This is a genomic window from Polynucleobacter sp. AP-Latsch-80-C2, assembly GCF_018882185.1.
GTDB lineage: Bacteria > Pseudomonadota > Gammaproteobacteria > Burkholderiales > Burkholderiaceae > Polynucleobacter.
This window is the reverse complement of the sequence record NZ_JACVOY010000005.1, coordinates 16,341-29,487: the sequence shown is the minus strand read 5'-3', so window position 1 is coordinate 29,487 and position 13,147 is coordinate 16,341. Positions and strand designations below refer to the sequence as shown.

Below are 13,147 nucleotides of genomic sequence, written 5' to 3'. Positions count from 1 at the left end.
TTGCTTTTTCTAATGATTAAATAAGTGATAGATGATGGGGATGGCAATGGCGCTAATCACGCCATTCATTCCCATCGCCAGGCTGGCGTAAGTCCCAGCTTCAGGGTGAATGCTAAAGGCTCTAGAGGTGCCTATGCCATGGGCACCAATGCCAATCGCAAAACCTCTTTGCCACCAGGCTTTCATACCAAGCGCATTCAAAACGAAGGGCGCCAAAATGGCCCCCATGATCCCGGTGCTCACTGCAAAAATAGCGGTTAAGGTTGGCGAGACGCCAATGCGTTCAGCAATACCCATGGCAATTGGTGCAGTCACTGACTTGGGGTACATCGCTCCAGTGATGCTGGAATCTGCGCCTAGTAGTGTTGCAATGCCAACCGCACTCAGAATCGATACGAGACCGCCAGTCGCTAAGGAAAAAATGAGCGGTATGGATCGACCTTTGAGGCTATGCAAACCTCTGTAGATCGGGATGGCCAACGAGACTGTTGCCGATCCCAGTAAGAAGTGAATAAATTGCGCGCCTTCAAAATAGGTGGAGTAGGGCATCTCAATCAACTGAATAGTGGTGGCCACTATTAGAATTGCAATCGCTACTGGATTTGCAAGCGGATTTTGTTTGCTCGTCTTGTAGATGGAGAGGCCAATTTGATAGGCAGCTAAAGTGATAAACAGAGCAAATAGCGGACTACCGGAGAGATAGACCCAAATCTCCACAATCGAATGTTTTTCAGTCATGCGCGTCTTTCTTACTCAAAAAACGAGATACCAGAGCGCTAGAAGCAATGGTCAGCACTACGCTACCAATCAGTGCGCTAATAATGGCGATTGCATTGGCTTTTAACTGAGGCAGAAAAAGCACAACACCTACTGCAGCAGGAACAAAGAGTAGTCCCAGGTATTGACTAAATCCATCAGCCACCATTGCCAGCTCTGCATTAATCCCTTTTCGAATCACCAACCAAAGTACCAGTAGCACTAGGCCGATGACCGGTCCCGGCAGGGTAGGCAGCAGAAATTTGGAGACGAGTTCCCCGAGACTTTGAAATAACAGGATTTGAACGAGGCCGAATATCATGTTTCGATCTTACAGCCTCGTATTTATGTTGCAAAGCAATAAAGCAATTCTTGGTTAAGATAACATCAACAAAAGCAGGGGCTTTAGATTAAAGCTCCAGATATCAGAAAAACCCACAGGAGACCACTCATGGCTGAGTTAAATGTCAATGGCAAGAAGTACAAGATAGATGTAGATCCAGACACCCCATTGCTGTGGGTTATTCGCGAGCAGATTGGTTTGACAGGCACTAAGTATGGCTGCGGTATTGGTGCCTGCGGTGCTTGTACGGTCCTTTTTGAGGGCCAAGCAATGCGTAGTTGCTCCCTGCCGGTTTCAGCTGCAGAGGGCAAAAGGATTGAAACGATTGAAAGTCTTGAAAAAAATGGACAGCTTTCAAAAGTGCAAAAAGCTTGGGTCGACAATCAAGTACCACAGTGCGGCTATTGCCAATCCGGTATGGTGATGGCGACTACTGCGCTATTGCGTAACACTCCCAAGCCTACTGATGCGCAAATTGATGCTGCTGTTACTAATATTTGTCGTTGCGGAACATTCCAGCAAGTGCGCGAAGCAATTCACGCTGTAAGCAAGGCATAAGGGGATAAATATGACAACAACTACAAATACATCGCGTCGCCAATTTATCGTTGGTTCTAGCGCTATTGCTACTGGCCTTGCTATTGGCCTCGATTTTTCGATGATCTCTGCAGCAAATGCTGCGATGGGTACAGGCACCACTTCAATGGCACCTTTAGCAACCCCAGAGATTGGCATCTGGGTTGTAGTGAAGCCCAATGATGACGTAATAGTTCGTATCGTTCGCTCTGAGATGGGGCAAGGCACTATTACCGGTTTGGCACAATTGGTCGCCGAAGAATTAGAGTGTGATTGGAAAAAGGTGAGTTATGAATATCCAACGCCATCTGAAAACCTAAAACGCAAATTGGCATGGGGAAGCTACTCTACCGGTGGTAGCCGTGGTATCCGCACATCGGAGCAGTATGTTCGTAAAGGTGGTGCAGCAGCCCGCATGATGTTGATTCAGGCGGCAGCAACCCAATGGAATGTGCCAGCTTCTGAATGCGTAGCTAAAGATAGTGTCATTACGCACACGCCAACTGGACGCAAAACTACTTTCGGTAAGGTTTCTGTTGCAGCGTCCCAGATGGAAGTGCCAAAAGAAATTACTTTAAAAGATCCAAAAGAGTGGAAGCTCATTGGAAAGCCAGTCAATCGTATTGATGGCGTTGCAGACAAAGTGACTGGAAAGCAAATCTATGCAATTGATTTGAAATTCCCGGGCATGTTGGTAGCTACCATTAAAGAGTCACCTGTATTCGGCGGCAAAGTCAAAAGCTATGATGCGACTAAAGCCCAGTCTATGAAGGGCGTGAAGAAGGTTGTGCAAGTTGGCGATACCGCCGTAGCCGTAGTGGCGGATACCTTCTGGCAAGCAAAAACTGCGATGGAGCAAGTCAATATTGTTTGGGACAGCGGTCCTAATGCCAATGTTTCAAGCGCCTCAATTAAGAAGATGCTCGAAGATGGTCTTTCTCATCCCGAAGGATTTGTGCATAACACTTATGGCGACATCAAGGCTGCCTTAGCAGGATCCCATAAGACTATTGAGTCAACCTATTTTTATCCATTCTTGAACCATGCAACTTTGGAACCACAAACAGCTACCGCTAGATGGACCCCTGATTTATGCGAAGCTTGGGTACCAACACAGGATGGTGAAGCTTCTTTGGCTGCGGTTATGGCGGCGTCAGGCTTACCGGCTGATAAATGTCAGGCTTATAAAGTCAATCTAGGTGGCGGATTTGGTCGTCGTGGCGCATTCCAGGATTTCACTACCCAAGCAGTCAATATTGCTAAGCAAATGCCGGGTACCCACATTAAGTTGATCTGGACTCGTGAAGAGGATATGACCCAAGGCCGTTACCACCCAGTCATGATGTGTCGTTTGACTGCATCAATGGATAACAAGAAAAACGTTACCGGCATCAACATGCGTTTATCGGGTCAATCTATTTTGGCTGCTGTACGTCCAGCAGTAGTTGCTGCTAATAAAGGTAAAGATCCTTTGGCTTTCCAAGGTCTTGAAGATTCTGGGGAGCATGGCTTTAACTACAACTTCCCTAATATCACCATTGACCATGCAATGCGTAATACGCACGTACCTCCAGGCTTTTGGCGTGGCGTGAACGTAAACCAAAATGCAGTGTTTATCGAAACCTTTATGGACGAGATTGCTGAAGCAGCAGGTGAGGATGCGGTTGAATTGCGTATCAAACATATGGGCAATCACCCGCGCTCTATTGCTGTACTCAAAGCAGTTGCTGATGGCATTGGTTGGAATAAACCCGCTGCGCCTGGCATATTCCGTGGAGTAGCGCAAATGCGCTCTTTCGGTAGCTACGTTGCTGCAGCCTGTGAGCTTTCTGTGACTAATGGCAATGAAGTAAAGATTCATCGCTTTGTAGCTGCAACCGATCCAGGATACGTGGTTAATCCTGCTCAGGTTGCTCGTCAAGTATCTGGATCTTTTGTTTATGGATTGTCAGCCCTCTTTGAAGAAGAGATCACCATTGAAAAAGGCGCTGTAGTACAGAAAAACTTCGATACCTTTGGTTCGATTCGTTTGTACCAGATGCCGAAAGTAGAGACGATCCTGATTCAGGGCGGCGGTAAAGAGTGGGGCGGAGTTGGTGAGCCAACCATTGCGGTTGCTGCGCCTGCAGTGCTCAATGCGATTTATCGTGCAACAGGTAAACGTCTACGCACTGTGCCATTGAAGAACAGCGGCTTTAAGCTGGTTTAATCATTAGCACTGTGAAGCGACTGTGATGAGAAAGGGGTATGTGCTGGCATGGTTGTTGCTAGCCATCCTCTCCCTCAATACTGCGCTAGCACAAACGGTAGTCGGGGATTCCATTGCGGAATCCCTTTCCGCTTCTCCAGGTGATGTAAAGCGTGGCAGAGCAATCGTTGCTAGTCGTCAAACTGGCCTCTGCCTCTTGTGTCATAGCGGCCCTTTTCCGGAGGAGCGCTTTCAGGGCAATTTAGCGCCAGAGCTCAGCATGATTGCGAGTCGCCTCAGTGCTCCGCAATTGCGAGCGCGGATTGTGAATGCAGCTCACTTTAATCCTGGAACAATCATGCCAACATATTACAAAGCAGATAATTTGGTGCGAGTGGCCCCCAAGTTTGTTTGCCAACCTATTTTGAATGAACAAGAGATTGAGGATGTGGTGGCATTCTTAGTGAGCTTAAATAATGGTAAGTCACAATAAAAATGAATCTATCTAAAACAATCAATCGTCGCCAGTGGTTTATATCTATACAAAAGATGGGTCTATTTGCCCTTGGCGCCTGGTTTAGTCCCATGACGGTATTTGCCAAAAAAGAGGAGGCCGATAGCGTTATTCAGGCGATTACAGGTGGAGCTGTAATCAAGGACGGTCGCGTTACTCTGGTGATACCTCCGCTCGTTGAGAATGGAAATTTGGTAGTTCTCAAAGTGAGCGTCGAGAGTCCTATGACTGAAAATAATTACGTTAAGGTGATTCACGTGATTGCAGAGGGCAATCCACTGCCCAATATATTTACTGCCTTTCTCACCCCGCGTTCTGGTACCGCCGTTATTACTACGCGAGTGCGCTTGGCAGATAGTCAGCGGGTATGGGCCATTGCGCAAATGAATGATGGCAGTTTCTGGCAGGGCTATGCTGAAACTTTAGTAACTCTTTCTGCATGTACGGAGATGGTATGAGTAAAACTTCACGTACCTCTATTACGATGCCAGCACAGGCTAAGAAGGGCAGCATTATTGAGATCAGGGCAATCGCTCAACATGATATGGAGTCAGGATTTCGCTATACAGAGGGCGGAAAGATTATTCCGCGTGACATCATTCGGGTCTTTACCTGCAGCTATAACAGTGTCGAGATATTCAAAGCGGACTTTTATCCTGGTATCGGTGCAAATCCATTAATCATTTTCACTACCATCGCTACTGAAACTGGCATGTTGGAATTTAAGTGGGTGGGTGATGATGGTTATGAGGCAATCAATCAGGCGCGTATTACGGTTTCGTGAATAAGCAGATTGCCCTTTCTTTCGTTAGTATCCTGTGCGTTTTAATGGCAGCGCCCAGTTTTGCTTTTGATAACAGTACAAGTAATAAAAAACAATCCAGTTATGAATTAATGACTCAAGAGAACAAGGCTATGCAAGATGATGCCAGCCTTAATCCGGCAATGTTTTGGGTGGGTGACGGCGAGGGTTTATGGCAAGCACAGACAGGCCCCACCAATAAGAGCTGCGCAAGTTGCCATGGGGATGCTAAAAAATCGATGAAAGGGGTGGCGACGCAATTCCCTAAGATCGTCGATGGGAAATTACAAACCCTTGAGGGGCAAATTAATCAATGTCGAGCAGTGAGGCAGGGTGCTCCTAAGTTAGCCTATGAGAGCAAAGATCTCTTGGCATTCACGGCGCTCATTGCCATGCAATCAAAAGGGATGGCAATTTCCGTAAAGGAGACTGCCGCAAATAAGGCGGACTTGAAACAAGGTCAGCAGTATTTCATGCAACGAATGGGGCAACTCAATCTATCGTGTGCTCAATGCCATGATGAACGTGCTGGTTTAAAGTTGGGCGGTAGCGTCATACCGCAAGGACATCCCAATGCCTATCCCATTTATCGACTGGAATGGCAAACCCTTGGATCTTTGCAGCGTCGACTTCGCAATTGCATGAGTGGTGTACGTGCTCAGCAGTTTGAGTATGGCTCTTTAGAAATGGCTCAGCTTGAGCTCTATCTGATGTGGCGTGCAAGAGGCATGCCCCTAGAGTCTCCAGGGGTCAGGCCTTAATAAATCAACTTAGTCTGAAAAGACGACTGAGGTAGCACCGTTAATCAACACTCGATCATGCAGGTAGTAACGAAGTGCACGAGAGAGTACGGTACGCTCTAGATCGCGTCCCTTGCGTACCAAATCTTCCGGTGTATCGCCATGGGTCACACGTGTGACGTCTTGCTCAATGATGGGGCCTTCGTCCAAGTCGCTGGTGACAAAATGGGCAGTAGCACCAATCAATTTAATACCTCGGGCATGTGCTTGGTGATATGGCTTTGCGCCTTTGAAGCTTGGCAAGAAGGAGTGATGAACGTTGATGCATCGACCAGATAATTTAGTGGATAAATCATCAGACAAAATTTGCATGTAACGTGCCAAGATCACCATATCCACTTTATTCTCAGCAACGATTTCTAAAAGCTTCGCTTCTTGAGCTGGCTTTGTCTCTGCAGTAACAGGTAAGTGATAAAACGGAATATCGGCAAAATCGATGCTGGCATATACCTCTCGCGGATGGTTTGAAACAATTCTGCAAATGATCATCGGCAATTCACCAATACGCCAGCGATACAGTAAATCTACTAAGCAATGATCAAGCTTTGAAGCCATGATCAATACCCGCTTGAGGTCTTTAACGGCGCGTAATTCCCAGGTCAACTCAAATTGCTTGGCTATCTCTAAAAATCCTTTTTGAAGAGTAGCTGCATCGGTAGGGCAGCTAAAACTGACGCGCATAAAAAAGCGCTTTGAAGCTTTGTCATCAAATTGCTGTGCTTCCTCAATATCTCCACCTGCATTAAAAATATAGGTAGAAACGGCTGCAACAATGCCGGGCTTATTAGGGCAGGTGAGTGTGAGGTAATAATTTTCTGTGGGCATGGACTTCAATATTCAAATAGTTGCTGATAAATGCTGATTTTAGACTGTTCAGTCCAAATGAGGCGGATGCTTACTTGTAGCCTGCTGGTGATTGATCTGCCAACCCTGGATAGGGTTCGCTTTTATCGGTAATACCGGGCATTGCGATATCTATACAGATCGCTTTTCCGCCAACAAGATTAAATAAGCTGCAATCTTTTTTGGTGGCCGCTGAGGTGACATGCTCTAAAGGAGATTTTCCAGTGGTGACGGTTGAGGCTAGGCTGGCCGCTGTGGCAGGGTTAGCTACTGCAGCAGTAGCGGTGGCAGTGCCAGCGGTGCTAGCAGACGCTGTTCCTGCACTGCCTAGTGCTGCCAGAGGTGCGGCACAACCAGAAAAAAGAAGTGCAGTCATTAGAAGGCTACCGAGCGCAAGCGCTCGAATCCAAGCGCAGTAACTATTACTTACTGCGACAAGCAACGTTAAATACTCCCGCAGTCCACGAGCCATTTTCAATAGGTTCAAAAGTGCTCTCTGGTGTTTTTACAGCCTCAAAGACATAAGGCTTCTGAGCAACGGTAGGCGCAACTTTAATATCTTTTCCATCTCTACTTGGAAACATTTTGACTTCCAAAGGGCGGTACATTGCCGTACTGCAATCATATTCATTTAAGCCAACAATGGAGTTCACAAATTCACCAGTTTTTGGATCTTTGCCCGTTTTCTTAAAGCTGAGCATGGACATCATTTGGGCTTTATCGCCTTCCACTTTTAAAGTGGCGGTATCTACTAAAACAACGGTTTGTTCATTTTGGCCAATTTCTTGCCAAGCAGCGAATGCGCCATTTGCAAAAGATAAAACAATGGCTGCGATTGAAAGTTGAGCGAAGCGTATTTTCATGAAACTGATTTCCTGTGGTAACTAGTGATCTATCTCTTTAGCATTCTAAACGCCAAGCACTAATGAATGGCGCCTATCTTGGTTTAAGTTCGAGCTCACGGGTGATCTTGGCTGGCTTCATTTGAAGTGGTAAGTACTCATTTTTAGCCCAGAGAGGGGTCATGTTGCGATAAAGCTTGCTCTGCACCCATCCAGATTGGCCTGTTTGATAAATAAAGAGAGACTGCTCAAGATCGGCTAGGTCATAAATGGTCCGTAGGCTGGGGGCCTGGAAGGTCTCATATGGATTACTAGACCTGAGAAGCTGCAATCGACCCACATTGATAGAAAAGCTGTCGCCTGCAAATGGGGTTTCAATATTAAAGAGCGATCCCAATAGGGGCACCTTCGTTAGTGGGCGGTGTTCAGAAACAGCACTATGGGCTTTTCCCCAGACCCAAGTTTTTGGGTCATTGCCATACTCTTTGCTTAAGTAGACGAGTGCCTTGTCATAAGCATTATTAGAGGATTCAAGACAGGATTCAACGGCTTGGGTTTTAGGATCATCGCACCAAGGGCTATTCGGATTTTGTAGTTGCGTTATTAGGGGTAGGCGGAAGTGACGCGCTCCATAATTTTCGGTAAATAGATAACTCAGTCGAGAAAAGAGATTACGGGTGAGCTGATCAGCCCAGGCATTAAAGATTAACGCCGCAGCACTATCAGCCTTCATATCCCCATTAAAGCTTTGGCTAATCTCCATGGCTTTTGGACCAAGAGTATGGGTAGGTCTACTGGATTTAAATAAATCCAGTAGTGGAGTTGCTCCCAACGACAGGGTATCGGCCTGCATTGCTTTCATCGAATCTAGGTTATGAATATTTTTCGCTTTAATGAGATCAACAATCCGGTCATAGCGTGTCGGCAAATCCCAGTCTCCCGTTAGAGGATTAGGGTCATTCGCGGCAATGATTTTTTGATTAGCAGTTGCAAGCCATCCTTGCTCGGGATTATTGCTAGCTGGTAAATGGTCAAAGGGGATGTAGCCAGTCCAGTCATACTGCTTATCCCAGCCCAGTGCTGGTGCAACCCCGTAGAGTCCTTGGTGCAAAGTTCTTTTTGGTGCGACCCCGGCTGCCTGATAGGCGATATTGCCTTCCACATCTGCCATCACAACATTTTGCATGGGGGCGTAATTTTTACGCAAGGACTGCTGAAACGATTCCATATTGCTCGCTTGATTAAGCTCGAGCAAACCAGCTACGGATTGATTCTCAATATCTAAGGCTGTCCAGCGTAATGCCAGGGCATATTGCTCAGTATTGATCGTGCGCTTAGCCCGTGCATAGGCATCAGAGATGACTGGTCCATGCCGAGTTTCTTTGACTAAGAAGGTAAGGGGTGCCGCACCTTTGATTTCGATGATTTCTTGGCGGACTTTAAAAGGCTGCGAACCATCGGGGCCGCGATACATTCCAGGATTCTTAGTGTCAATTTGTTCTATGTATAAATCTTGCACATCAGGACCCGTATTGGTGAAGCTCCATGCAAATTTATCGGTTCGTCCTAAGACAATTCCCGGAATACCCGGAAGGCTTGCGCCAATCACATTTATGCCAGGAGCATCAAGGTGTGCAAAGTACCAAATAGCAGGCGCTGATAGGCCTAGATGGGGGTCGTTTGCTAATAAGGGCTTGCCACTTGAACTGAGTTTTCCACTCAGCGCCCAATTGTTTGAGCCAATACCATCTTTACCTCCCGGCAAGTCAAGAAAGGCTAGCTCTGTGGCAGGAAGATTTTTCGATTTCTCTTCTGCTGGCCCAGTGGCGGGATTGAATACTTTGATATCCCGGTACATTTTTGCAAAATCCAGATTACTGAGGATCTCATTTTGATTGTGTGGCGGCACCACTTCCCAAACTTGTTTGGTACTTAAAAACTGCGAGAGTTCTAGACGTTGTAATTCTTGTTGCCAATTACCACCCAGATCGTAGGCCATCATCAACATCCAGGCAACGCTATCGGTAGGTGACCAATGCCCAGGTTTTGATCCAGTTAAAAAATACTCAATGGGTAGAGCCCATCCTAAACTGGCATTGCCTGTATTGACGCCATCAGCATACGCTTGCAGCAGATGTTTTGTAGCGGCAGGGTAGCGATCATATTGACGCTCTGCGGCACGCTTGATTCCTAGTGTGCGGATAAATCGATCAATGGGAACGGTGTCTTTGCCCAGGATTTCAGAAAGGCGACCGCTGCCAATTCGACGGTTCATTTCAAGCTGCCATGAACGCTCAGTAGCATGCAAGTAACCCAGAGCAAAAAGAGCGTCTGAGGAGGAGTTGGCTTTGATGTGGGGAATGTCGCTCTCATCAAATGAAATGACAACCGAATCCCCCAAATTTCTCATTACACGCTTTCCGGAGACGGCGGTTTGGGCGGAGAAAAGGTAGGTAACGATGGCAGCTAAGACGATCAGCAGCAGGGCAACAAGTAGCCATAAGAATGGCTGTAAGCGCCTATGCAGTCTTGAGGTCGTGCCACGGGTTTTCATGAAGACAGTTTAGTGGTTTTAGGCGGGGCTGGGCTTAGCCCAAGGGGGTTCAGGCTTCCCGAGACATTCTGGGCTTGCATGCTAAAATTTCGCTTGTCTTGATTTATATAGCGCAGCAGTTACTGCTAGTGCGAGCCCGAGTGGTGAAATCGGTAGACACAGCAGATTTAAAATCTGCCGACTCAAAAAAGTCGTGCCGGTTCGATTCCGGCCTCGGGCACCAATCGAATAACAGCGGAACTAGTTAGCGAAGGGAAGAGGATCCTAAGGGTCTATCCACTTCAAAGATATCGCTACTGCGTAAGTAAAACGATTTGCCATGCATTCTGGCAACAAGACCCAGCTTTTCTACTAAGACATAGCCATTTTCAGCATCATAGAATTGATCATCAATATGGTAGTGAATCACATTGCCAATGACGATATTTCTATCGTGCCCAATATTCATAATCTCCACTATTCTGCATTCCATATTGATGGGAGACTCTGCAATCCTAGGTGGCTTGACTTGAATAGATGGCGCAGCCGTTAAACCAGAAAACTGTAGCTCATCTTCACCGGCCGGAAGTGGGCTTGCACAAAGACTCATTTTCTCAACAATCTCTTCAGAGACCATATTGACGACAAATTCTTTGGTGAGCTGCATGTTGCGCACGGTATCTTTTGGAACACCTGGACTTTTAGAGTCGATACCCAACACCACAATCGCTGGAGTGCTCGCCATAATATTAAAAAAACTAAAAGGCGCTGCATTCACTCTACCTTCGTCATCTTGCGTGGTTACTAAGGCAATCGGACGCGGAAGAATGCTGCTCATCAGCAGCTTATAGCGTTCTTTTTTATCTACAGCGTTGAGATCTATATGCATATTGGGTTGAATTCAATTTCTAATCTAAGGTAATACCGGCTTTATTGATAACGACTTTCCAATCAGCAATTTCAGATTGAATTTGCTTATTCATTTGCGCTGGTGTGGTGTGGACCGTGGTCCAACCTTGCTCTAGAAGCTTAGCCCTGACCTCGGGCATGGCAATGATTTTTCCTAGCTCTAGATTGATCTTGTTGATTACTGCAGGTGGTGTGCCACTGGGCGCCAGAATCCCATACCAGGAACTTACCTTGAAGCTAGGAACACCTTGATCTTTGATGGGTTTGATGCCAGGAAGTGTTTCCAAAGGCTTATCGCCTGTTACTGCAATCGCGCGTAGCTTGCCAGACTTGATATATTGAATTGCTGCGGGCACTGTTGAGAAACTCATTTCAATATCGCCAGCTAATAGCGCTGTGGTGACGGGCGCGCCACCTCGATAGGGGACGTGCACAATGTCTACCCCAGTTAACTGGTTAAATACTTCTAGGGAGAGGTGGCCTGTAGTAGCGATTCCTGAAGAGCCTGAATGTAACTTGCCAGGATTGGCCTTTGCATAGGCAATCAGCTCTTGGATATTTTTTACAGGCAGCTGGTTGTTTACAACTACAACATTTTCGACGTTCACCAATACATCCACGCCAGCAAAATCTTTTTCTGAGTCATAGCTGACTTTTTTCATGACGCTGGGTAAGACTTCCACGGGACCAACCGAACCTAGAAGCAGGGTATAGCCATCTTTATCTGCTCTCGCGACTTCCCCTGCGGCTATCACGCCACCACCGCCCGATTTGTTGTCCACTACTACTGTTTGCTTCCAGGCTTCACCTAGTTTTTGGGCTAGAAGACGGGCTAGGATATCCGTGGCTCCACCAGGTGCAAACGGACTAATAATCTTGATAGGCTTATTGGGATAAGTTGCCGCAGAATCTTGGGCTATACAAATGGAGCTGATGCCCAACAGAAACCCTAATGCAAGCAGGCGGAGTCTAAGCTTAAATAGCATCATTTGAATTGTCTCGAAATCTTTTAGTTTTAATGGGTACTACCAAGATAGTTTATAGGGAAAACGGCCTTTGTGAGGCAGGTCATTTTTCCAACCCCTTAATTCAATAGATTGAGATAATTTCAGCTTTAGTTCGACACTACATTTTTGATATGAAACTTCATCCTTTAAAGACCATTCTGTGCAGTCTACTTTTGATGCAATGGCTTCAATCGTCATTGGCATTTGCTCAGAGTGTTGCCTTTAGCTGCACTAGGGTAGAGCGTGATTTCACGGAAACTTATGAGTTGCAAGTCAAAGCTGCTAGCGGGAATTTACCCAACCAAAAAGGGAAGGTGTTCTTGGATGGGCGAGACTTAGATCGAGTAGGTGCAGATGGCAATCAGACGATTAAGAATGTGCTGATTACGAAAGAGCGCATTTCATATCTCAGTGATACCCGCTTTGAGGCAGAGGTATTTGATGGTGTCTCGTATCCGTCAGGCTCGGTCACTTCGATGGTCATCATTGACCGTGCATCCGGCAAGCTTCGCAAAATGGACACAGTATCAGGTGGAATTCTGGCCTCTAGCTTAGGTGAGGGCACCAAATCCTACGAGGAACAGTGTGTTCCCCTGAAAGACGGCAAGCCGTCTATTGATTAATTAGGCTCAGTAACAAAGCCTAGCTTGGTTAAGCCAGCGCGGCGCGATGCAGCTAGTACCTGTGCCACATATTCATATTTCACAGACTTATCTGCTCGAAGATTGATTTCAGGTTGCGGATCTTTCTGGGCGGCCTTTTCGGCATAGCCATCAAACGTTTTGAGATCAATGGCCGTGCTATTCCAAAAAATCTGACCCGCAGCGTCGATGGAGAGTTGTACAGACTCTGGCTTCACTTCATTACGTACGCTATTAGCTTTAGGTAGCTCCACTTTTACTGCCTGCTGAATCACGGGCAAAGTAATGATGAAAATAATCAGGAGTACCAACATGACATCCACCATCGGTGTCATATTGATTTCAGCCATGATGCTGTCTTCGTTCTGATCGTTCTGTAGATTAAACGACATG

The 13,147-nt window shown here is 46.6% G+C and carries 16 protein-coding genes and 1 tRNA gene; 8 read left to right on the top strand and 9 right to left on the bottom strand.

Translation table 11 applies throughout. The annotated features are described in order from the left end of the window. Positions 1–9 precede the first annotated feature (9 nt). Complete coding sequence (locus ICN47_RS06790) at positions 10–738, bottom strand: LrgB family protein (protein ID WP_216219164.1); 729 nt, start codon at positions 736–738, stop codon at positions 10–12. Then, entirely contained in the window at positions 731–1,078 is a 348-nt protein-coding gene (locus ICN47_RS06785) for a CidA/LrgA family protein (protein ID WP_216219162.1), read from the bottom strand. The genes ICN47_RS06790 and ICN47_RS06785 overlap by 8 nt, the downstream gene beginning before the upstream one ends. Before the next feature lie 129 nt (positions 1,079–1,207). Between ICN47_RS06785 and ICN47_RS06780 the strand changes: the two genes are divergently transcribed. The 6 genes from ICN47_RS06780 to soxA are packed head-to-tail and all read left to right on the top strand — an operon-like array spanning position 1,208 to position 5,940. After that, on the top strand, positions 1,208–1,657 hold the full coding sequence (locus tag ICN47_RS06780) for a (2Fe-2S)-binding protein (RefSeq protein ID WP_216219161.1): 450 nt from the start codon (positions 1,208–1,210) through the stop codon (positions 1,655–1,657). 10 nt (positions 1,658–1,667) lie between these two features. Then, positions 1,668–3,884: a molybdopterin cofactor-binding domain-containing protein gene (locus tag ICN47_RS06775; RefSeq protein WP_216219160.1), complete on the top strand. Its 2,217-nt coding sequence runs from the start codon at positions 1,668–1,670 to the stop codon at positions 3,882–3,884. Positions 3,885–3,909: 25 nt separating this feature from the next. Next, complete coding sequence (gene soxX, locus ICN47_RS06770; RefSeq protein WP_216219154.1) at positions 3,910–4,356, top strand: sulfur oxidation c-type cytochrome SoxX; 447 nt, start codon at positions 3,910–3,912, stop codon at positions 4,354–4,356. Between the two features lie 2 nt (positions 4,357–4,358). After that, positions 4,359–4,835 carry a SoxY-related AACIE arm protein gene (locus ICN47_RS06765; RefSeq protein ID WP_216219152.1) on the top strand — a complete coding sequence of 159 codons (477 nt, stop codon included), beginning with the start codon at positions 4,359–4,361 and terminating at the stop codon, positions 4,833–4,835. Continuing rightward, a complete protein-coding gene (locus tag ICN47_RS06760) occupies positions 4,832–5,161 on the top strand; it encodes a thiosulfate oxidation carrier complex protein SoxZ (protein WP_216219151.1) in 330 nt (109 codons plus the stop codon). The genes ICN47_RS06765 and ICN47_RS06760 overlap by 4 nt, the downstream gene beginning before the upstream one ends. Then, entirely contained in the window at positions 5,158–5,940 is a 783-nt protein-coding gene (soxA, locus tag ICN47_RS06755) for a sulfur oxidation c-type cytochrome SoxA (protein ID WP_370626281.1), read from the top strand. Before ICN47_RS06760 ends, soxA begins: the two co-directional genes overlap by 4 nt. A 9-nt stretch (positions 5,941–5,949) precedes the next feature. On the opposite strand, the gene purU is transcribed toward soxA, so the two are convergent. The 4 genes from purU to ICN47_RS06735 all read right to left on the bottom strand — a co-directional run bounded on the left by purU (position 5,950) and on the right by ICN47_RS06735 (position 10,218). Next, positions 5,950–6,804, bottom strand: coding sequence for a formyltetrahydrofolate deformylase (purU, locus tag ICN47_RS06750; RefSeq protein WP_216219149.1), 855 nt, complete (start codon positions 6,802–6,804; stop codon positions 5,950–5,952). 70 nt (positions 6,805–6,874) lie between these two features. Then, complete coding sequence (locus ICN47_RS06745) at positions 6,875–7,198, bottom strand: hypothetical protein (RefSeq protein ID WP_216219148.1); 324 nt, start codon at positions 7,196–7,198, stop codon at positions 6,875–6,877. A 46-nt stretch (positions 7,199–7,244) separates the two neighbouring features. Further along, complete coding sequence (locus tag ICN47_RS06740) at positions 7,245–7,685, bottom strand: surface-adhesin E family protein (protein WP_216219147.1); 441 nt, start codon at positions 7,683–7,685, stop codon at positions 7,245–7,247. A 73-nt stretch (positions 7,686–7,758) separates the two neighbouring features. Beyond that, complete coding sequence (locus tag ICN47_RS06735) at positions 7,759–10,218, bottom strand: penicillin acylase family protein (RefSeq protein WP_216219146.1); 2,460 nt, start codon at positions 10,216–10,218, stop codon at positions 7,759–7,761. Between the two features lie 134 nt (positions 10,219–10,352). Here ICN47_RS06735 and ICN47_RS06730 point away from each other — a divergent pair. Continuing rightward, positions 10,353–10,441, top strand: a tRNA-Leu gene (locus ICN47_RS06730). Positions 10,442–10,462: 21 nt separating this feature from the next. Here the strand turns inward: ICN47_RS06730 and ICN47_RS06725 are convergent. Together ICN47_RS06725 and ICN47_RS06720 are read right to left on the bottom strand one after the other, a co-directional pair. Further along, complete coding sequence (locus ICN47_RS06725; protein ID WP_216219144.1) at positions 10,463–11,086, bottom strand: flavin reductase family protein; 624 nt, start codon at positions 11,084–11,086, stop codon at positions 10,463–10,465. 19 nt (positions 11,087–11,105) lie between these two features. Then, complete coding sequence (locus tag ICN47_RS06720; RefSeq protein WP_216219143.1) at positions 11,106–12,095, bottom strand: tripartite tricarboxylate transporter substrate binding protein; 990 nt, start codon at positions 12,093–12,095, stop codon at positions 11,106–11,108. 149 nt (positions 12,096–12,244) lie between these two features. Here ICN47_RS06720 and ICN47_RS06715 point away from each other — a divergent pair, with 149 nt between their 5' ends. Next, on the top strand, positions 12,245–12,736 hold the full coding sequence (locus tag ICN47_RS06715) for a hypothetical protein (RefSeq protein ID WP_216219139.1): 492 nt from the start codon (positions 12,245–12,247) through the stop codon (positions 12,734–12,736). Here the strand turns inward: ICN47_RS06715 and ICN47_RS06710 are convergent. Continuing rightward, complete coding sequence (locus tag ICN47_RS06710; RefSeq protein WP_216219138.1) at positions 12,733–13,146, bottom strand: biopolymer transporter ExbD; 414 nt, start codon at positions 13,144–13,146, stop codon at positions 12,733–12,735. The two genes, ICN47_RS06715 and ICN47_RS06710, sit on opposite strands and share 4 nt — an antisense overlap. Between the last annotated feature and the right edge of the window lies 1 nt (position 13,147).